The 20,908-nt window shown below is 40.9% G+C and carries 16 protein-coding genes; 15 read left to right on the top strand and 1 reads right to left on the bottom strand.

Features of this window, described 5'->3' with window-relative positions; translation table 11 throughout:
• Positions 1-14 precede the first annotated feature (14 nt).
• The 9 genes from aroA (at position 15) to PCY17_RS01245 (ending at position 11,472) form a co-directional block, all read left to right on the top strand.
• Positions 15-1,298, top strand: a complete 1,284-nt coding sequence (aroA, locus tag PCY17_RS01285; RefSeq protein WP_301391043.1) for a 3-phosphoshikimate 1-carboxyvinyltransferase — start codon at positions 15-17, stop codon at positions 1,296-1,298.
• Positions 1,291-1,767, top strand: coding sequence for a shikimate kinase (locus PCY17_RS01280; protein ID WP_084942698.1), 477 nt, complete (start codon positions 1,291-1,293; stop codon positions 1,765-1,767). The genes aroA and PCY17_RS01280 overlap by 8 nt, the downstream gene beginning before the upstream one ends.
• Positions 1,764-2,612, top strand: coding sequence for a prephenate dehydratase (gene pheA / locus PCY17_RS01275; RefSeq protein ID WP_084942700.1), 849 nt, complete (start codon positions 1,764-1,766; stop codon positions 2,610-2,612). Before PCY17_RS01280 ends, pheA begins: the two co-directional genes overlap by 4 nt.
• Complete coding sequence (locus tag PCY17_RS01270) at positions 2,609-3,904, top strand: LCP family protein (protein ID WP_301391042.1); 1,296 nt, start codon at positions 2,609-2,611, stop codon at positions 3,902-3,904. The genes pheA and PCY17_RS01270 overlap by 4 nt, the downstream gene beginning before the upstream one ends.
• A gap of 143 nt (positions 3,905-4,047) precedes the next feature.
• A complete protein-coding gene (locus tag PCY17_RS01265; RefSeq protein WP_301391041.1) occupies positions 4,048-4,884 on the top strand; it encodes a phosphorylcholine transferase LicD in 837 nt (278 codons plus the stop codon).
• Complete coding sequence (locus PCY17_RS01260; RefSeq protein ID WP_301391040.1) at positions 4,881-5,849, top strand: glycosyltransferase family 2 protein; 969 nt, start codon at positions 4,881-4,883, stop codon at positions 5,847-5,849. The genes PCY17_RS01265 and PCY17_RS01260 overlap by 4 nt, the downstream gene beginning before the upstream one ends.
• Positions 5,850-5,870: 21 nt before the next feature.
• Positions 5,871-8,030: a LicD family protein gene (locus PCY17_RS01255; protein ID WP_301391038.1), complete on the top strand. Its 2,160-nt coding sequence runs from the start codon at positions 5,871-5,873 to the stop codon at positions 8,028-8,030.
• Between the two features lie 57 nt (positions 8,031-8,087).
• Entirely contained in the window at positions 8,088-8,900 is an 813-nt protein-coding gene (locus PCY17_RS01250; protein WP_084942706.1) for a phosphorylcholine transferase LicD, read from the top strand.
• 43 nt (positions 8,901-8,943) lie between these two features.
• The gene (locus PCY17_RS01245) at positions 8,944-11,472 is read left to right on the top strand and encodes an MBL fold metallo-hydrolase (protein ID WP_301391035.1); all 2,529 of its coding nucleotides are present in this window, start codon (positions 8,944-8,946) and stop codon (positions 11,470-11,472) included.
• 46 nt (positions 11,473-11,518) lie between these two features.
• On the opposite strand, the gene PCY17_RS01240 is transcribed toward PCY17_RS01245, so the two are convergent.
• Entirely contained in the window at positions 11,519-12,997 is a 1,479-nt protein-coding gene (locus PCY17_RS01240) for an oligosaccharide flippase family protein (protein WP_301391033.1), read from the bottom strand.
• Positions 12,998-13,119: 122 nt separating this feature from the next.
• Here PCY17_RS01240 and mecA point away from each other — a divergent pair, with 122 nt between their 5' ends.
• From mecA to PCY17_RS01210, 6 genes are all read left to right on the top strand, one after another.
• A complete protein-coding gene (mecA, locus tag PCY17_RS01235; protein WP_301391031.1) occupies positions 13,120-13,860 on the top strand; it encodes an adaptor protein MecA in 741 nt (246 codons plus the stop codon).
• Between the two features lie 147 nt (positions 13,861-14,007).
• A complete protein-coding gene (locus PCY17_RS01230) occupies positions 14,008-15,294 on the top strand; it encodes a homoserine dehydrogenase (protein WP_301391029.1) in 1,287 nt (428 codons plus the stop codon).
• Position 15,295: 1 nt separating this feature from the next.
• Complete coding sequence (thrB, locus tag PCY17_RS01225; RefSeq protein WP_301391028.1) at positions 15,296-16,165, top strand: homoserine kinase; 870 nt, start codon at positions 15,296-15,298, stop codon at positions 16,163-16,165.
• A 260-nt stretch (positions 16,166-16,425) separates the two neighbouring features.
• Positions 16,426-17,364 (top strand): peptide-methionine (R)-S-oxide reductase MsrB, encoded by a 939-nt coding sequence (gene msrB, locus PCY17_RS01220; RefSeq protein WP_049505684.1) that lies wholly within the window; start codon positions 16,426-16,428, stop codon positions 17,362-17,364.
• A 59-nt stretch (positions 17,365-17,423) separates the two neighbouring features.
• Positions 17,424-19,148, top strand: a complete 1,725-nt coding sequence (locus PCY17_RS01215; protein ID WP_084944628.1) for an ABC transporter ATP-binding protein — start codon at positions 17,424-17,426, stop codon at positions 19,146-19,148.
• 1 nt (position 19,149) lies between these two features.
• Positions 19,150-20,898: an ABC transporter ATP-binding protein gene (locus PCY17_RS01210; protein ID WP_301391026.1), complete on the top strand. Its 1,749-nt coding sequence runs from the start codon at positions 19,150-19,152 to the stop codon at positions 20,896-20,898.
• Positions 20,899-20,908: the final 10 nt, after the last annotated feature.

Below are 20,908 nucleotides of genomic sequence, written 5' to 3'. Positions count from 1 at the left end.
GTATGAGGTCAACTATGAAACTAAAAACAAACATTCGCCACTTACATGGCAGTATCCGAGTTCCAGGTGACAAGTCTATCAGTCACCGTTCGATTATTTTTGGAAGTTTGGCTGAGGGAGAAACCAAGGTATATGATATTTTGCGTGGAGAGGATGTACTTTCAACCATGCAGGTTTTTCGTGACCTTGGTGTTGAAATTGAGGACAAAGATGGGGTTATTACCATTAAAGGTGTTGGAATGGATGGCTTAAAAGCTCCGCAAAATGCCTTGGATATGGGTAATTCTGGCACCTCGATTCGCCTGATTTCAGGTGTCCTTGCTGGTGCGGATTTTGAAGTAGAGATGTTTGGAGATGATAGTCTTTCTAAACGTCCTATGGATCGTGTGACGATTCCACTGAAAAAAATGGGCGTTAGCATTTCAGGGCAAACAGAGCGAGACCTGCCCCCTCTTCACTTAAAAGGGATGAAAAACCTAACACCTATTCACTATGAGTTGCCAATCGCCTCTGCGCAAGTCAAGTCTGCCTTGATATTTGCAGCCTTGCAGGCTCAGGGGGAGTCCGTTATTATCGAGAAAGAATGTACTCGTAACCACACCGAAGATATGTTGCAACAATTTGGTGGCCATTTAAGTGTGGATGGTAAGAAAATCACAGTTCAAGGACCACAAAGACTGACCGGACAAAAGGTAGTTGTTCCAGGAGATATTTCCAGTGCAGCCTTTTGGCTAGTCGCTGGTTTAATTGTTCCAGATTCTCGTGTGGAACTTAAGAACGTTGGTATCAATGAAACACGCACAGGGATTCTTGATGTCATTCGCGCCATGGGTGGAAAACTAGAAATAACTGAAATCGATCCAGTCGCTAAATCCGCAACTCTGACGGTTGAAACTTCAAATCTGAAAGGAACAGAGATTGGTGGAGCCTTGATTCCCCGCTTGATTGATGAATTACCCATTATTGCTCTTCTCGCGACACAAGCGCAAGGTGTAACAGTCATTAAGGATGCTGAGGAACTCAAGGTCAAGGAAACCGACCGCATTCAAGTGGTGGCAGATGCCTTAAATAGCATGGGAGCGGACATCACCCCCACAGCAGATGGGATGATTATCAAAGGGAAATCAAGACTTCATGGCGCTAGAGTCAATACGCTTGGTGACCACCGAATTGGCATGATGACAGCCATCGCAGCCCTCTTGGTTGCTGATGGAGAAGTGGAGCTTGACCGTGCAGAAGCCATCAACACTAGCTATCCTAGCTTCTTTGATGATTTGGAGAGCTTGATTCATGGCTAAGGTATTACTCGGATTTATGGGGGCAGGCAAGTCGACAATTGCTAGAGGCTTGGACCCAGACTATATCGATATGGATGCCTTAATCGAGGAACGTTTGGGCATGTCCATTGCGGATTTCTTCGCTGAAAAAGGAGAAGTGGCCTTTCGTAAAGTAGAGTCAGAAGTCCTAGCTGACTTACTAAAAACGGACCGAGTTGTGTCAACTGGCGGAGGAGTTATCATTTTTCAGAGAAATCGCGACTTGCTCAAAACCAATCCTAATAACATCTACCTAAAAGCAGATTTTGAAACCCTCTACCAACGTATCGCAGCTGATAAGGACAATCAGCGCCCGCTCTTTCTTAACAAAAGTAAGGAAGAACTAGCAGCTATTTTCCATGAAAGACAAGCTTGGTATGAGGAAGTAGCCAGTCAAGTTCTGGATGTGACCAAGTTAAGCCCAGAGGAAATTATAGAGGAACTGAGATGAAAATTGCCTATCTAGGTCCCAAGGGATCTTTTTCGCATCATGTTGTGCAGACAGCCTTTCCCAAAGAGGAATTGCATGCCTTTGCCAATATCACAGATGTTATCAAGGCCTATGAACAGGGCTTGGTGGACTATTCTGTGGTACCAGTTGAAAACTCCATTGAAGGTAGTGTCCATGAAAGTTTGGATTACCTTTTTCACCAGGCTCGCATCCAAGCAGTTGCAGAAATTGTTCAACCCATTCACCAGCAACTGATGACAGTTCCTAGTCATACTAAGATTGAGAAGATTTTTTCCCATCCTCAGGCTCTGGCTCAAGGAAAAAAATTCATCGATGAACACTATCCAGAAGCCAAAATTGAGGTAACAGCCAGTACCGCCTATGCGGCCCGCTTTATTTCCGAACATCCAGATCAGCCTTATGCAGCTATTGCTCCTAAAAGTTCAGCTGAAGAATATGGCTTGGAATTGATTGCAGAGGATATTCAGGAAATGGAAGCCAATTTCACACGTTTTTGGGTGTTAGGGGCAGAGATACCGAAGATTCCTTTGAACTCACAAGCTGAAAAAATGAGTTTGGCCTTGACCTTACCAGACAACCTACCTGGTGCTCTTTACAAGGCACTTTCGACCTTTGCTTGGAGAGGGATTGACTTAACAAAGATTGAAAGTCGCCCCCTTAAAACAGCCTTGGGAGAATACTTTTTCATTATCGATGTAGACTATAGTGACAAAGAACTGGTTCATTTTGCAAGACAAGAACTAGAAGCTATTGGAATCCAGCACAAGATTCTAGGGACCTACCCGATTTTTACCATAACTGATATAGAAAAGGAGAGTCAATGAGCAAAGAAAATCCTTTAAGTCATCACGAGCAGTTACGTTATGACTATCTCTTCAAAAATATCCATTACCTCAACGACCGTGAACGGAGGGAGTTTGATTATCTGCAACAAAAAATGGCAGTTCCCAAGTCTGAAGTTCACCATTTCTACCAAGAAGAAAAAGAAGAACCTTTGGGTAGAGATATTGATCTTCCGACTTATGGCAGTAGAAGCCGGTCTAAGAAACGTGAAAAGGTAGCTCCTCAACCTAAAGTCAAAAAGAAAAAGAGAAGAATTCGCTTCAAACGAATATTGACTTGGTTCTTGCTGTTGATTACATGTGTGCTTGCAGGGATGATTTTCATGTTTCTTCGAGGGTTCCAGTCAGCAGCCAATCCAACAAATAAGCCAGCTGACGCCAAGGCAGCTCAAGTAGAGGTCTTTAACGGTCAGGATACCAAAGATGGTGTGAATATTTTAGTGATGGGGACAGATGGCCGTATCGGTCAAAATAGTGCGGAGACCCGTACCGACACAATCATGGTACTAAATGTCAGCGGATCGGATAAGAAGATCAAGCTAGTCAGCTTTATGCGTGACAACTTAGTTTATATCGACGGGTACAGTAAGATTGTAAATGGCCAGAAACAGAGGGATAACAAACTTAATGTTGCTTATGAACTTGGGGAACAAGAAGGGCAAAAAGGTGCTGAAATGGTCCGCAAGGTTCTAAAAGACAACTTTGATTTGGATATTAAGTACTATGCCCTAGTTGACTTCCAGGCCTTTGCAACAGCTATTGATACACTTTTCCCTGATGGAGTGACTATCGATGCTCAATTTTCAACTCTGAATGGTCAACCTCTGACAGAAGCTACAGTCGGAGACGACCTCCATGCAACAGAAACAGAGTCCCCAACTCAAACTATCAAAGTTGGAAAACAGCAGATGAATGGATCCACCTTGTTGAACTATGCTCGCTTCCGTGATGATGACGAGGGAGACTACGGCCGTACCAAACGTCAGCAACAAGTCATGTCAGCAGTTCTTGAGCAAATCAAAGATCCAACCAAGCTCTTTACGGGATCAGAGGCACTTGGAAAAGTCTTTGGCATGACCTCAACAAATCTACCATATAGCTTCTTGTTGACCAATGGCTTATCTGTCCTAGAAGGTGCTCAAAATGGCATTGAGAGACTCACCGTCCCAGAACTTGGTGACTGGGTGGACGCTTATGATATCTATGGTGGACAAGGACTTCTAGTCGATCAAAATAAATACCAAACCAAACTCGCCCAAATGGGAATGAGATAGAATACTATAAAAAAATCAAAGTTTGAATCACTAGTGAAAAAGTGGTTTAGGCTTTGATTTTTCTTAGTATCTGATGGATTTTTAGGGCGTTTTTATGGTATAATAAAACGATATAACTCGTTATTGGACAGAAGAGGAGAGACATGAGTGATTTGAAAGCGATTCAGGCTCGTAGTCTGGAAATGGCTGAATATTTCGTTGCATTTTGTAAAGAACATGATTTGTTGTGCTATCTCTGTGGTGGAGGAGCTATTGGTGCCCTTCGTAACAAAGGTTTCATTCCTTGGGATGATGATTTGGACTTTTTCATGCCGCGTAAGGACTATGAAAAATTAGCAGAACTGTGGCCACGTTATGCAGACGAGCGTTATTTCTTGTCAAAGAGTCACAAGGATTTTGTAGACCGTAACCTTTTTATTACCATTCGTGACAAGGAAACAACTTGTATCAAGCCTTATCAAAAGGATTTGGATTTGCCACACGGTTTAGCCTTGGATGTGTTGCCTTTGGATTATTATCCTAAAAATCCAGCTGAGCGTAAGAAACAGGTTCGTTGGGCCCTGATTTATTCACTCTTTTGTGCGCAAACTATCCCAGAGAAGCATGGTGCAGTCATGAAATGGGGAAGTCGTATCTTACTCGGCCTGACTCCAAAATCTCTACGTTATCGCATTTGGAAAAAAGCTGAAAAAGAAATGACCAAGTATGGTCTGGCTGAGAGCGATGGAATTACGGAATTATGCTCAGGTCCTGGCTATATGCGAAACAAATACCCAATCGCATCTTTTGAAGACAATCTTTTTTTGCCATTTGAAGGAACTGAGATGCCCATCCCAGTCGGCTATGATGCCTATCTCAGCACTGCTTTTGGGGACTATATGACACCGCCACCAACGGACAAGCAAGTACCGCATCATGATGCTATTATAGCAGACATGGACAAGAGTTATACAGAGTACAAGGGAGAATATGGAGCATGATGGGAGAAAAAATAAGCGTTATCGTTCCAGTCTACAATGTAGAAGCCTATCTGGAGCGATGTGTGGAGTCGATTCTTCAACAGACTTATACCCATTTTGAGTTAATCCTAATCAACGATGGTTCTACTGATTCTAGTGGACAGATCTGTGATCACTTAGCATCTCAGTATGAGAATATCAAGGTTTATCATATCGAAAATGCTGGTGTTTCAAATGCTAGAAATATGGGAATTCAGCTAGCGACGGGTTCTTGGGTTACCTTTATTGATAGCGATGATTTCGTTACCCAGGATTACCTAGCTACTTTAGCAAGTGCAGTTGAAGGGGTGAATGTAGGCTTTGTAATTGCTTCTCTGCACCATATCAAAAACGGCATTGTAACTGATATACCTTCACATTCAGGAAAAACAGAACTCTGGTCAACAGAAGAAACCATGAAGGAACTACTGATGACTACCAGAACGTCATTTTTTCCAGTTGCAAAACTGTTTAAGAGAGACCTGCTAGCGGATGAAAAGTTTAATACAAATTATCACCTAGCTGAAGATGCTCTATTTTTAACTGAATTGCTACTAAAGACAAGATGCAGTTGCGTATTTATTGACAAACCTGTTTATTATTATGATCATCGTGAGGGAAGTGCAACAACATCTGTTAATCGACATGTATTTGACACGATAGAAGTTTATCAGCAAATAATTGCTCAAGTTTCACAAGTCTTTCCTAATTTAAAATACGAATTAATAAATAGAGAATGTTGGTCGTACATCACAGTTTACGATAAAATTATCTTTACTTCACGTGAAGAGTATCAAAAGGAGAAAGCCGAGCTGAGGACTTGGATTGTTCAGCACCGACGCGAAATATGGAAAGATGCTTATTTCACCACTTTTCGCAAGGTAGCTATCCTTTCACTTGTCATTTCTCCATGGCTATATAAGAAAATTGTTGGATTAAAAAACTAATATCATGAGAAGGAGTTGAAAATGAATTTTTCAAAAATGGATGAATACTTTGAAAAATCAAAACTATGGATTGCGTATCTATTTGTTTTCATTTCGATTTTAAGTATGAGTTCACTGGTTTATAAGATAGCAAATCCCCTCTACAAGGGATTATCAGCGATTGTAGTGCTTTATATTTGCTATACCTTATTGTTTAAGTGGAAAGAAATCACAGCAGATCGCAAATTTCTATCCTTATTTGGACTCTTAGCTGGAAGTCATCTGCTATCAGCTGTTTTCAATCGCTCTGGACATCTGATTGGAAATGTGATTGAAATTCTCTTCATGGTAACCTATGTTTTATTATTTACCATGTTACAATCAGGGCAACTTAAAAAATTATTTGACTGGATTGCCTATACGGTTCAAATTGTATCTTTTTCTTCAGCAATTTTTGCGTTTGGTTTATTGATAAGTAGAGTCCTTATCCTGTTTAAGATTGGCGAACAATCTTATTACTATGGTGTCATGAATGGACGTCTGTGGGGAATTGTCAATCCTAATGCTAGTGCGATATTTTCATATATTAGCATTATTTTGGCTATGTATTTGATCCATAAAGGAAGTAAATATTCTGTTTATCTTAAACTGAATAATGTGATTCAATTCGTTTACTTTGCTACGATGCAAAGTCGAGGAGCCTTACTTTCTTTACTTCTCATGATTGGACTCTATAGTTTCTTTGCTACTAGAGGAAGTATCGTTAAACGATTCCTCACTTTTATAGTTGCTGGTTTGCTGATTACTGCAACTAATATTGGATTAAGCTATGTAACTTCAATCTATATCTCATCTGAAACAGCGACTGTCTTAGATTTAAACAAAGGACAATCCTATGCTGAGACAGATTCGTCTGTCACTAAGAAGAACGGTGAGCTCCATCTGATCGAGACAACACCAAGTGGTAGAACCTATATCTGGAAAAATGCCATCAAGATGGGAAGCGCCAAACCAATTTTTGGTTATGGTGTACGAAATGTTCCAGATTACTACACAGAATATTTCAGTAAATTTGAGATTCAAAACTCCCTTATTGGTGGGAATTTCCATAACATTTTTGTGACCATATTTGTCAGTTCGGGAGTTCTAGGTTTGGTATCCTTCCTTCTTGTACTGGCTTATGTCATCAAGCGCTTTTTAACGTATTTGATTGTTTCCAAGAAACATACTGATAAATTGATCATGATCCTTTTCTTCGGTATCTTGTTTGGTCAATTATTTGAAAGTCAGATTATGTATTCAACCAACTTTATTAATATCATCTTCTGGCTAGCGATTGGCTATGGACTCGTAGTCTGCAAACGAGATGAAGGAGTTCGGTACCAAGAAGTAACAGATGTCAATGAAATTCAACAGATGGAACTTGGAATCATGGAGTATATTCATGAAGTTTGTCAGAAAATTGGGGTTAAGTATTTCTTAGCATATGGAAGTCTAATTGGTGCTGTTCGCCATCAAGGATTTATCCCTTGGGATGATGACATGGATATCTGCATGTTACGAGAAGATTATGAAAAGTTGCAAGACTACCTTATCGCCAACCCTGATGAACGTTACGAGGTCATGTCTTATAAAAACAATCTCAACTATGTCTATCCCTTCATGAAAGTGCAGGATAACCATACTTACTTGCTAGAAGAAGATGTTCGCATCGATTCCAATATGGGGATCTATGTAGATATTTTCCCTGTGGACGGCTACGAGGATGATGTACAATTTAAAAACAAGATGACGAAACTGATAAAGAAACGTCAATTGAGTTGCTACACCTTCAAAGGCATTACCAATACAAAAAGTGTACTGAATTCACTGCTACGCTATGTGTCAGTTATTATTTTCTATTTCACCAATACGAACAAATACGTTGCCCAGATTGAAGAGCTTGCAAAATCCCGTAAAGTTTCAGATTATGAGCAAGTGGATTATCTTATCTACAAGGATATGAACAAACCAGTGTGGAGACGTGAATGGCTGGAACAAGTTACTACTGGAATATTTGAAGGTAAGGAATTTACCATTCCGAAAAACTATCATGAAATTTTGACCTCAGACTACGGAGACTATATGCAATTGCCACCGGTTGAACAAAGAGTATCTCATCATGATTTTAAATTATGGAAGATTGTTAAAAGGTCTAAATGACGGGATTGGGATTAACAAACGTTTAAAAATATAGTCAAATTTAGGAGAATAGAACCTATGTCTGAAAGAACTTTAACTCTTGAAGAAATAAAGCAAGTAGAATTGGATATTTTAAAGTATCTACATGATCTTTGTGAACAACACCAAATCAAATACTTTATTGATTTTGGAACCTTACTAGGGGCTGTACGCCATAAAGGATTTATCCCTTGGGATGATGATACAGATATTTCCTTGGCGCGTGATGAATTTGAAAAACTGTATAAGGTTTTACAAAATGAAAATCATCCCCACTACAAATTGATTTCATTCAGAGAAACAAAGGGATATCCATACAGTTATATGAGAGTCTATGATGTAAGGACTCGTCGAGATGCTAATCTCGTTGACACAACGGTCGTATTGGGAACTTGTGTTGACATTTTTCCATATGATGGTGTCGTAACACAGGAAAGTGACCGTAAGAAAATGAAGCTCTACAAATATTTCATTCGCCTTTCTTCATTGAATTTTAAAGGGATCAAGTCTGAGAATGGTGGACTTAAGAACCTCCCTCGTTATATGGGATCAGCGATTTTTCGCTTAACTTCCCCACAGCTATGGAATCAAAAATTAGAGAGCCTTGCTTTAAAGTATAGTGTAGATCAAGCAACAGATCTTACTTGTACTATCTATGACCCTTATTATCCAAATGGTATAAAAAAAGAATGGCTCTATGATTTGATTGATATGCCTTATGAAAACATTGTGGTCAAGGTTCCGAGAAAATACCATGAAATACTTGTCTACGAATTTGGAGAAAACTATATGACTCCACCACCTATTGAGCAACAAGTCCCAGGAGGAGATAAAAACTACTGGATTGATTAGATTTTTAAAAGTTGCTTATTGTTAAGATAAAGGAGTTTTCAAGGTGAAAAATAAATGGTTATTAAAATCAGTCAGCTATAGTGTTCTCGCAGTCTTTCTATTACTGATTCAGTTATCGCAAGGAGTAAATGCAGATACCATTTCAGCAGGTTCGGGCAATCGTATCCATTTCATAAATACAAAAGCAAAATCTGGGAGTGACGCCATCCTTCTGGAAAGCAATGGTCACTATGCTTTGATTGATATGGGAGAAGACTATGATTTTCCTGATGGGAGTGACCCACGCTATCCAAGCCGCTGGGGAATTTCCATGAGAAATTATCAAGTATTGGAGGATCGATTGATTCGCCACTTGGATCAAATAGGTGTAAAAAAATTAGATTTTATTATAGGAACTCATGTTCATAGTGACCATATTGGTGGAGCGGACGAAATACTCAATCGATATCAAGTCGGTAAGTTTTATTTGAAAAAATATTCAGATGATCGGATTACAGCAAACTGGGGACTATGGGATAATCTTTTCAATTATGATAATGCTTTGAGAGCAGCTCAAAAACGAGGAGTTACTCTTATCCAGAATATTTCAGATGAGGATAGCCACCTAAAATTAGGTGATATGGATATCCAACTCTACAACTATAAGAATGAATATGATGCTGACGGGAATCTGAAAAAAGTTCGAGATGATAACTCCAACTCCATTGTTTCAGTGGTGACTGTGGCAGGAAAGAGAATCTATCTTGGTGGAGATTTGGATAATGCCGAAGGAGCAGAAGATAAGTTAGGTCCAGTTATCGGCAAGGTTGATATGATGAAATGGAACCACCATTATGATGCAACAATTTCAAATACGATTAATTTTCTTGAAAACTTATCACCAAAAATGATTATTCAGACAACTGGTGGAGATATTAATGTTGCTTCAACCAGAGAATACCTTCAGAAGAAAAACATTCAGGTTCTTCATGCTGCTAGCCAAACTCAAGATGCTACCGTTTTTGATATTAGCGATAAAGGATTTGCAAATGTTTCAAATACCTTCCCTGATATCCCTGTAGTTGACGAAAAATGGTATCAAGAAGATGGTTATTGGAAATATCGTTTGACTGATGGAGAAATGGCTATCGGCTGGAGGGAGATTGGCGGAGCCACTTATTTCTTTAATGGAAAAGGACAAATGCAAGCAGGTCGCTGGCTTCACCTTAACGACGACTGGGGAGAAAATGCCAAAGGGAATGATTACTATCTGAACCAAAATGGTAAAATGCAAACTGGTGGTTGGTTCAAACTAGATGACTCTTGGTATTATATCCAATCAAATGGTGCTAGACGATTTAGTGAGCTCTCTGAAATTGGAGGGAAAAAGTATCTCTTTGCGGCAGATGGGAAGATGCTAACAGGACACCAAGTCTATAATGGCAAGAAGATGTTCTTTAGCGAAAGTGGTGCACTCCAAACAGCAGGTAAGCCTTCAACTTGGCAAAAGATTGATTCAAATTGGTATTTCTATGATGAGGATGGGCTAAAGACCATCGGTAAAAAGAATATCAATGGAAGCACATACTACTTTAATCAAGAAGGTGTCATGCAAACTGGCTGGGCCTTTGTTGATGGTCACTGGAACTATTTTGCAAGTTCTGGAGCTATGAAAACCGGCTGGGTCAAGGATCAGGAAACATGGTATTATCTGGATAAAGATGGCATCATGTTAACTGGTAGACAAGATATAAATGGTGTTCGTTACTATTTGAATGCTAGTGGTGCCATGCAGACTGGCTGGAAGTGGCAAGACAATAGCTGGTACTTCTATACGAACTCAGGTGCTATGAAAACTGGTTGGTTGAAAGATAAAGAATCATGGTATTATTTGGATCCAGAAACAGGTATCATGGCTGTAGGATCTAAAGAGATTGACGGTAAGAACTATTTCTTCAGCTCTGCAGGTACTATGCAAGTTGGATGGCAGTGGTCAAATGATTCTTGGCATTATTACGCTACGTCTGGCGCACTCCAAACTGGTTGGTTGAAAGATGGTGATGCCTGGTATTATCTTGAAGGTAAGGAAGGCGTTATGTTAGTCGGCCTCCATCAAGTAGATGGTAAGCAATATTACTTTAGCAAATCTGGTGCCATGCAAACAGGCTGGAAATGGTTTGATAATCATTACCGTTACTTTGAATCAAATGGAGCCATGAAAACTGGTTGGATAAAAGACAAAGGCGTCTGGTATTATCTAAATCCTGAAGATGGCATCATGTTGGTTGGCCTTCATAAAGTAAATGGTGATCATTATTACTTTGATGAATCAGGAGCTATGCAAACGGGTTGGAAACAGCTTGATGGTAATTGGTACTATTTCCAAGCTGATGGTTCTTTGTTGAAGAACGCAACAACACCTGATGGTTACAAAGTAAACGAAGAAGGTATCTGGAAACAGGCTGTTGCTGCTGTAAATAGTGATGCAGTCAAGCCAGAACAGAAACAAGAAGCTAATTCCTCTATTGTTGAACAACCTAAACAAGATTCAAATCTAGAAGCCAACGCTTCTGAAAAGAAAGAAAACGAATAAAGAAGAAATCCCCTACTGGCAACTAATTTATCAGTAGGGGATTTTTTTAATTTCGTTTTAATTTAGCAAGTACAAGGTTCAGTGCATAGTGGAGTGTTTTGTCTTTGGTGATAAAGAGGGTCAAGAGGTAATAGATACCACAAGTTGCTACGGTAGAAAGAACCATGAGAATCATATTAAAGTTTACTGTGTAGGAACTGATTTGGAAAATCATCTTGAAAATATAGAAGATTGGGATAAAACCAAGGGATATGAGGCTATAACGTGTTAAGGTTACAAAGATTTCTTTTAAACTAATCAGTTGGTGCTTCTTGATAAAATGAATTTCAAGTAAAACAACGATAGTTTCTGCGATAATGGTCGTAGCGATGTAATACTCAGGTGCAAAAATATTATTGAAATACAAGATGCTATTTAATAGGATATTAGCCCCACCACCAAGGAAGTAGAAGGCGGTTAAGCGATTTTCATGGTCGTTGATAAAGATAATCTGTTTACCAAGAATCAACTCAATAGCCCAAATGATGGTACGAAAAGCGAAGACGCTAGTTACGATACCCGCTTCAAGATATTTTTCAGAAGAATAAATAACAGTTGCGTACCGCCCCAATATCATAATCCCGATACTAGTTGGAACCATAAGGAAATAGAATAAGGATGCCGCTTGATTCACGAGATAATTATAGGACTTGTAATCCTTTTTACCGAGATAGTAGCCAAGGCGCGGAATACTGACGTTGATAGCTCCACTTAAGACACTGGCAATCAACATGACAATACTATAGGCAATTGTATAATAAGAAATGTAGTTTTCATCTGGTCCCTTGGTGATAAACATTCTATCTAGCAAGGTATAAAGCATATTAGCGTTTGCTAAGAGAAGCATAGTGAAGAGCGGTTTAGAAGCTTTAGCAAGTTCGACGAAACCGATCTTAACAAAAGAAACTTCTCTCTTAATCCAAAGAAAACTGAGCAGGTAGTTGAGGACAGTGGTCGCTGTCATAACGATAGCATAAGGAACGATATCATCTGCCGTTTTAACGAAGGCGAAGATAGCGACCAGCATGGTAATTCGAATAATTAATGTTTTGTAGAGGATGAAGGCATAGTTTTCATAAGCCTCGTTCATCCATTCGATATTGAGAAATTGGAAGAGTGCTTGAGCCCCTAGGATGTAGTAGAGGACTTTCAGATTCTCAATGCTGGTGTCAAAGAAGATAATGAGGAAGTAGATACCTGTCGTCAGGAGAGAGGTAAAAACCGAGATATAAAACAACTTAGAAAAGACGTAGTTGATTTTATTCTTGTCATCCTTGACCTTGCTAATAGCTCGAATCCCGTAGTTGTATATTCCAAAGGCAGCTAGTGGAATAACGAAACTTGCCCAGGTATTGGCCGTATTGAAATAACCGTAATTGGATTTGCTGAGAATACGCGTCAGATAAGGGTTGGTTATCAGTGGAAAAACGATATTGAGAATATTGACCAGCAAGCTGGCCAAGGCATTTACTTTTATATTTTTCATTGTACTTTCTTTCTTAAATCTAAAATCATATCTAGTATTATATCACATTCTCGCTTCATTCTTTTGATAAAATCGTAAAAATCTAGTATAATAGATAGACTGAAAGTATGAGGTTACTAGATATGAAGATGAAACAAATTAGTGATACAACACTGAAAATCACGATGACTTTAGATGATTTGATGGACCGAGGAATGGAGATTGCAGACTTTCTCGTTCCTCAGGAAAAAACCGAAGAGTTTTTCTATGCTATTTTAGATGAGTTAGAGATGCCAGACAATTTCTTGGATAGTGGCATGCTGAGTTTCCGCGTGACGCCAAAACCTGATAAGGTGGACGTCTTTGTGACCAAATCCAAGATTGACCAAAATCTGGATTTTGAAGATTTGGCGGATCTACCCGACATGGAAGAATTAGCCCAAATGTCGCCGGATGAATTTCTCAAAACCTTGGAAAAGAGCATTGCAGATAAGACCAAGGACGATATTGAGGCCATCCAATCTCTAGAGCAGGTCGAAGCAAAGGAAGAAGAGCAAGAGCAGGCAGACAAGGAGATTGAGAGTAAGAAAGAACCTTATATCTACTATATCCTGCGCTTTGCAAGCCTTGCTGACTTAGTTGCTTTTGCAAAGACGGTTAACTACCAGATGGAAACCTCTGAACTCTATAAGATGAATGGGCACTACTATTTGACAATCTTAGTCGATGTAGAAAATCATCCTAGTCCATATCCAGCCTGGCTCTTGGCTCGTATGCGTGAGTTTGCAGACGACAGTGACATCAGTCGTTCAGTCTTGCAAGAGTATGGGCAAATCTTGATCAATCACGATGCAGTTCTCGGTCTGCAAAAGATTCGTTCATAATTTTTAAAATCAATTTTCATTTATCAGGAAAGACGAATCATGGGATTCGTTTTTTCTTTACTAGACTGAAATAGTGATTTACTATAATAGGAATTTTCACAAAATTCTGTTATAATGGCTATATCAGAAAATTTCTAGGAGACAAACATGACAGTTAAAATTGCTTTACTCGGATTTGGTACCGTTGCAAGTGGTGTGCCATTCCTCCTAAAGGAAAATGGAGAAAAAATCGTTCAGTCAGCTCATTCAGAGATTGAAGTAGCCAAGGTATTGGTCAAGGATGAAGATGAAAAGAACCGCTTGCTTGCAGCAGGAAATGACTTTAACTTTGTAACCAATGTAGATGATATTTTGTCAGATAAAGACATTACAATCGTAGTGGAATTGATGGGGCGTATCGAACCAGCTAAAACCTTTATCACTCGTGCCTTAGAAGCTGGGAAACACGTTGTTACTGCTAACAAGGACCTTTTGGCTGTTCATGGTGCAGAATTGTTAGAAATTGCTAAAGAGCATAATGTAGCACTTTACTACGAAGCAGCAGTAGCTGGTGGTATTCCAATTCTTCGCACTCTAGCAAATTCATTGGCTTCTGATAAAATCACGCGCGTTCTTGGTGTCGTTAACGGAACTTCTAACTTCATGATGACCAAGATGGTGGAAGAAGGCTGGTCTTATGATGATGCTTTGGCTGAAGCACAAAGATTAGGTTTTGCAGAAAGCGACCCTACAAATGACGTTGATGGGATTGATGCAGCCTACAAGATGGTGATTTTGAGCCAGTTTGCTTTTGGTATGAAGGTTGCCTTTGACGATGTAGCCCACAAGGGAATCCGCAACATCACACCAGAAGACGTAGCTGTAGCCCAAGACCTTGGCTATGTAGTGAAATTGGTTGGTTCTATCGAGGAAACTCCTTCAGGTATTGCTGCAGAAGTGACTCCAACCTTCCTTCCTAAAGCACACCCACTTGCCAGTGTGAATGGAGTAATGAACGCAGTCTTTGTAGAGTCTATCGGCATCGGTGAATCTATGTACTACGGACCAGGTGCGGGTCAAAAACCAACTGCAACAAGTGTTGTAGCAGATATTGTCCGTATCGTTCGTCGCTTGAATGATGGTACTATTGGTAAAGACTTCAACGAATATAGCCGTGAATTGGTCTTGGCTAATCCAGAAGATGTCAAAGCTAATTACTACTTCTCAATCTTGGCTCCAGACTCAAAAGGTCAGGTTTTGAAACTTTCTGAAATCTTTAATGCTCAAGATATTTCCTTCAAGCAAATCCTCCAAGATGGCAAAGAGGGTGACAAGGCGCGTGTAGTGATTATCACTCATAAGATTAATAAAGCGCAGCTTGAGAATGTTTCAGCTGAGTTGGCCAAAGCTTCAGAATTTGACCTCTTGAATACCTTCAAGGTGTTAGGAGAATAGGATGAAGATTATTGTACCTGCAACCAGTGCCAATATCGGGCCAGGTTTTGATTCGGTCGGTGTAGCTGTAACCAAGTATCTTCAAATTGAGGTCTGTGAAGAACGGGATGAGTGGTTGATTGAACACCAGATTGGTAAATGGATTCCCCATGACGAGCGTAATCTCTTGCTTAAGATTGCCTTGCAAATTGCACCTGACTTGAAACCAAGACGCTTGAAAATGACCAGTGATGTTCCCTTGGCGCGTGGTTTGGGTTCTTCTAGCTCGGTTATCGTTGCTGGAATTGAACTGGCTAACCAATTAGGCAAGCTCAACTTATCTAACCACGACAAATTGCAGTTGGCAACCAAGATTGAAGGGCATCCTGACAATGTAGCTCCAGCTATCTATGGAAATCTTGTTATTGCGAGTTCCGTTGAAGGTCAAGTCTCTGCTATCGTAGCAGACTTCCCAGAATGTGATTTTCTAGCTTACATTCCTAACTATGAATTGCGCACTCGCGACAGTCGTGGTGTCTTGCCTAAAAAATTGTCCTACAAGGAAGCTGTTGCAGCTAGTTCTATCGCCAATGTGGCCGTTGCAGCCTTGTTAGCAGGAGATATGGTGACAGCTGGACAAGCAATCGAGGGGGATCTCTTCCACGAGCGTTATCGTCAAAGTCTGGTCCGTGAATTTGCGACGATTAAGCAAGTAGCTAAAGAGAATGGTGCCTATGCAACCTATCTCTCTGGTGCCGGACCGACAGTGATGGTCTTGGCTTCTCATGACAAGATGCCAGCGATTAAGGCAGAATTGCAAAAGCAGCCTTTCAAAGGCAAACTTCATGATTTGAAAGTTGATACCCAAGGTGTCCGTGTCGAAACAAAGTAAAGAAATAGAAGATAGGATGGGGAAACTCTCGACCAGAGGGCTTCCTGTCCTTTTTTTGAAAAGAAGTTTATACTCAATGAAAAATCAAAGAGCAAACTAAGAAGCTAGCCGCAGGTCGCTCAAAACATGGTTTTGAGGTTGTAGATGAAACTGACGAAGTCAGCTCAAAATACTGTTTTGAGGTTGCAGATGTAAGCTGACGTGCTTTGAAGAGATTTTCGAAGATTATTAGTTAAAAACTTGATAAAGGAGAAAAAAAGATGGCAGAAATTTATCTAGCAGGTGGTTGTTTTTGGGGCCTAGAGGAGTATTTTTCACGAATTTCAGGCGTATTAGCAACCAGTGTTGGCTACGCTAATGGCCAAGTCGAAACGACCAATTACCAGCTACTCAAGGAAACAGACCATGCAGAGACTGTTCAAGTGATTTATGATGAGAAAGCAGTGTCACTTAGAGAGATTTTGCTTTATTATTTCCGTGTTATTGATCCCTTGTCTATTAACCAACAAGGGAATGACCGTGGTCGCCAATATCGAACTGGGATTTACTATCAGGATGAAGCAGACTTGCCAGCTATCTACACAGTGGTGCAGGAGCAGGAACGTATGCTGGGTCGAAAGATTGCAGTAGAAGTGGAGAAACTTCGCCACTACATTTTAGCAGAAGACTACCATCAAGACTATCTCAAGAAAAATCCTTCAGGTTATTGTCATATCGATGTGACGGATGCTGATAAGCCATTGATTGACGCCTCTAACTATGAAAAGCCTAGTCAAGAGGTGTTAAAGGAAAGCTTAACTGAAGAGTCTTATCGTGTTACGCAAGAAGCTGCTACAGAGGCTCCATTTAGTAATGCTTATGACCAGACCTTTGAAGAAGGGATTTATGTAGACATCACGACAGGGGAGCCACTCTTTTTTGCTAAGGATAAGTTTGCCTCAGGTTGTGGTTGGCCAAGTTTTAGTCGTCCGATTTCTAAGGAGTTGATTCACTATTACAAGGACCTGAGCCATGGAATGGAGCGAATCGAGGTTCGTTCTCGGTCAGGAAATGCTCACTTGGGTCATGTTTTCACAGATGGACCTCAGGAATTAGGTGGCCTGCGTTACTGTATTAATTCTGCATCTTTGCGTTTTGTAGCTAAGGATGAGATGGAAAAAGCAGGATATGGCTATCTATTACCTTACTTAAACAAATAAAACTGAGAGGGTGGGGCTTCCCACTTTCTTCATTTCCAGAATAAGAATAGAAGGGATCTATGAAACACTTACTATCTTACTTCAAACCCTACATCAAAGAGTCGATTCTAGCACCCCTGTTCAAGCTGCTAGAAGCTGTTTTTGAACTCTTGGTTCCCATGGTGATTGCTGGGATTGTTGACCAGTCCTTGCCCCAGAGAGATCAGGGACACCTCTGGATGCAGATTGGCCTGCTCCTTATCTTTGCACTGATTGGCGTTTTAGTGGCCTTGATAGCCCAGTTTTACTCAGCCAAGGCAGCGGTTGGATTTGCCAAGGAATTGACAGACGACCTTTATCGTCATATTCTTTCTTTACCTAAGGACAGCAGAGACCGTTTGACAACTTCTAGCTTGGTGACCCGCTTGACTTCGGATACCTACCAGATTCAGACTGGGATTAATCAATTCCTGCGTCTCTTTTTGCGAGCGCCTATTATCGTTTTTGGAGCCATTTTTATGGCCTATCGCATCTCAGCTGAGCTGACTTTCTGGTTCTTGGTCATGGTTGTCATTTTGACCCTTGTCATTGTCGGCCTCTCTCGACTGGTCAATCCTCTCTATAGCAGTCTCAGAAAGAAAACGGATCAGCTGGTTCAGGAAACGCGCCAGCAATTGCAAGGGATGCGAGTTATTCGTGCTTTTGGCCAGGAAAAACGAGAGTTACAGATTTTTCAAACCCTTAACCAACTTTATGCTAGATTGCAAGAAAAAACAGGCTTCTGGTCTAGTTTATTAACACCTCTGACCTATCTGATTGTCAATGGAACTCTCCTCGTCATCATCTGGCAGGGATATATTTCAATTCAAGGAGGTTTACTCAGTCAAGGAGCTCTCATTGCTCTTATCAACTACCTCTTGCAGATTTTGGTGGAATTGGTTAAGCTCGCCATGCTGATAAATTCTCTCAACCAGTCCTATATCTCAGCCAAGAGAATTGAGGAAGTTTTTACCGAAGCTCCAGAAGATATTTTTTCAGAATTAGAAGAAAAGCAAGCTACCGGTGATCGGGTTTTGCAAGTCAAAGAATTAACCTTTACCTATCCTGATGCGGCCCAGCCTTCTCTGAGAAACATTTCCTTTGATATGAATCAAGGGCAGATCCTTGGTATCATTGGGGGAACTGGTTCAGGTAAATCAAGCTTGGTGCAAGTCTTACTTGGTCTTTATCCAGCAGACAAGGGGAGCATTGATCTTTATCGAGATGGATGTAGTCCTCGTAATTTGGAGCAGTGGCGGTCTTGGATTGCCTACGTGCCCCAAAGGGTCGAACTCTTTAAAGGAACTATTCGTTCCAACTTGACTCTAGGTTTCAATCGAGAAGTATCTGACCAGGAACTATGGCAGGCCTTGGAGATTGCGCAAGCTAAGGATTTTGTCAGTGAAAAGGAAGGACTTTTGGATGCCCTAGTTGAGGGAGGAGGGCGAAATTTCTCAGGCGGACAAAAACAAAGGCTATCTATTGCCCGAGCAGTCTTGCGACAAGCTCCATTTCTCATCCTAGATGATGCGACCTCGGCCCTCGACACCATCACTGAGTCCAAGCTCTTGAAAGCAATTCGAGAAAACTTACCTAACACGAGCTTAATCTTGATTTCTCAACGGACTTCGACACTTCAGATGGCTGACCAGATTCTCCTCTTGGAAAAAGGTGAGCTCCTAGCTGTTGGCAAGCACGAGGACTTGATGAAAACTAGCCAAGTCTATCGCGAAATCAACGCATCTCAAAATGGAAAGGAGGACTAGCATGAGACGACAAACCGCAAACCAGACGCTCAAACGTTTGGCCATAGATTTAGCAAACCATCCTTTCCTCCTTTTACTTGCCTTTCTAGGAACTATTGCCCAAGTTGCTTTATCGATCTACCTACCTATCTTGATTGGGCAGGTCATTGACCAGGTCCTCGTAACTGGTTCTTCACCAGTTTTTTGGCAGATTTTCATCCAGATTATCTTGGTGATCATAGGAAATACACTGGTACAATGGGCCAATCCTCTTCTTTATAATCGTCTAATCTTCTCTTATACCAGAGACTTGCGAGAGCGAATCATTCATAAGCTCCATCGTTTACCGATTGCTTTTGTAGATCGGCAGGGCAGTGGAGAGATGGTTAGTCGTGTGACCACAGACATAGAACAGCTGGCAGCCGGCTTGACCATGATTTTTAACCAATTTTTCATTGGCATCTTGATGATTTTGGTTAGTATTCTAGCCATGCTCCAAATTCACCTCCTCATGACCCTCTTGGTCTTGCTGTTGACGCCCCTGTCTATGGTGATTTCACGTTTTATTGCCAAACGTTCCTATCATCTCTTTCAGAAGCAAACAGAGACCAGGGGGATTCAGACTCAGTTGATTGAAGAATCACTTAGCCAGCAGACCATTATCCAGTCCTTCAATGCTCAAACAGAGTTTATCCAAAGACTGCACGAGGCGAATGACAACTACGCAGGCTATTCTCAGTCAGCCATCTTTTATTCCTCAACGGTTAATCCTTCGACTCGCTTTGTCAATGCGCTCATTTATGCTCTTCTAGCTGGAGTGGGAGCCTATCGTATCATGATGGGTTCAACTTTGACCATTGGGCGTTTAGTGACTTTTTTGAACTATGTCCAACAGTATACCAAGCCCTTTAATGATATTTCTTCTGTTTTAGCTGAGTTGCAAAGTGCTCTCGCTTGCGCAGAGCGTGTCTATGCTGTTTTAGAAAGTCCTGAGGTTGCTGAAACAGGTAAGGAAGTCTTGACCAGTGACCAAGTTAAGGGAGCCATTTCCTTTAAGCATGTTTCTTTTGGATACAATCCTGAAAGGATCTTGATTAAGGATTTGTCTATCGATATCCCAGCTGGTAGCAAGGTAGCCATCGTTGGTCCGACAGGTGCTGGTAAGTCAACTCTTATCAATCTCCTCATGCGTTTTTATCCTATTAACTCGGGAGATATCTTGTTAGATGGGCAATCCATTTATGATTATACCCGAGCGTCATTGAGACAGCAGTTTGGGATGGTACTCCAAGAAACCTGGCTCAAGCAAGGGACCATTCATGACAATATTGCCTTTGGAAATCCTGATGCCAGTAGGGAGCAGGTGATTGCTGCTGCCAAAGCAGCCAACGCAGACTTTTTCATCCAACAGTTGCCACAGGGATACGATACCAAGTTGGAAAATGCAGGAGAATCTCTATCTGTCGGTCAGGGCCAGCTCTTGACCATCGCCCGAGTCTTTCTAGCTATCCCAAAGATTCTTATCTTAGACGAAGCAACTTCTTCCATCGATACACGAACAGAAGTGCTAGTACAGGATGCCTTTGCCAAACTCATGAAGGGGCGCACAAGCTTTATTATTGCTCACCGTTTGTCAACCATTCAGGATGCGGATCTGATTCTAGTCTTGGTAGATGGCGACATTGTTGAGTATGGGAACCATCAGGATCTCATGACTAGAAAGGGCAAGTATTACCAAATGCAAAAAGCTGCGGCTTTTAGCTCTGAATAATCCTTTCTAT

This window comes from Streptococcus sp. SO2, from assembly GCF_030440025.1.
The sequence above is the reverse complement of the archived record's forward strand: the minus strand, read 5'-3'. Positions and strand labels throughout refer to the sequence as shown.

What these genes read in the sequence shown, in the direction of transcription:
- aroA (WP_301391043.1), top strand. Translation starts at nt 15, where the DNA reads ATGAAACTAAAAACAAACATTCGCCACTTACATGGCAGTATCCGAGTT.
- PCY17_RS01280 (WP_084942698.1), top strand. Translation starts at nt 1,291, where the DNA reads ATGGCTAAGGTATTACTCGGATTTATGGGGGCAGGCAAGTCGACAATT.
- pheA (WP_084942700.1), top strand. Translation starts at nt 1,764, where the DNA reads ATGAAAATTGCCTATCTAGGTCCCAAGGGATCTTTTTCGCATCATGTT.
- PCY17_RS01270 (WP_301391042.1), top strand. Translation starts at nt 2,609, where the DNA reads ATGAGCAAAGAAAATCCTTTAAGTCATCACGAGCAGTTACGTTATGAC.
- PCY17_RS01265 (WP_301391041.1), top strand. Translation starts at nt 4,048, where the DNA reads ATGAGTGATTTGAAAGCGATTCAGGCTCGTAGTCTGGAAATGGCTGAA.
- PCY17_RS01260 (WP_301391040.1), top strand. Translation starts at nt 4,881, where the DNA reads ATGATGGGAGAAAAAATAAGCGTTATCGTTCCAGTCTACAATGTAGAA.
- PCY17_RS01255 (WP_301391038.1), top strand. Translation starts at nt 5,871, where the DNA reads ATGAATTTTTCAAAAATGGATGAATACTTTGAAAAATCAAAACTATGG.
- PCY17_RS01250 (WP_084942706.1), top strand. Translation starts at nt 8,088, where the DNA reads ATGTCTGAAAGAACTTTAACTCTTGAAGAAATAAAGCAAGTAGAATTG.
- PCY17_RS01240 (WP_301391033.1), bottom strand. Translation starts at nt 12,997, where the DNA reads ATGAAAAATATAAAAGTAAATGCCTTGGCCAGCTTGCTGGTCAATATT.
- mecA (WP_301391031.1), top strand. Translation starts at nt 13,120, where the DNA reads ATGAAGATGAAACAAATTAGTGATACAACACTGAAAATCACGATGACT.
- PCY17_RS01230 (WP_301391029.1), top strand. Translation starts at nt 14,008, where the DNA reads ATGACAGTTAAAATTGCTTTACTCGGATTTGGTACCGTTGCAAGTGGT.
- thrB (WP_301391028.1), top strand. Translation starts at nt 15,296, where the DNA reads ATGAAGATTATTGTACCTGCAACCAGTGCCAATATCGGGCCAGGTTTT.
- msrB (WP_049505684.1), top strand. Translation starts at nt 16,426, where the DNA reads ATGGCAGAAATTTATCTAGCAGGTGGTTGTTTTTGGGGCCTAGAGGAG.
- PCY17_RS01215 (WP_084944628.1), top strand. Translation starts at nt 17,424, where the DNA reads ATGAAACACTTACTATCTTACTTCAAACCCTACATCAAAGAGTCGATT.
- PCY17_RS01210 (WP_301391026.1), top strand. Translation starts at nt 19,150, where the DNA reads ATGAGACGACAAACCGCAAACCAGACGCTCAAACGTTTGGCCATAGAT.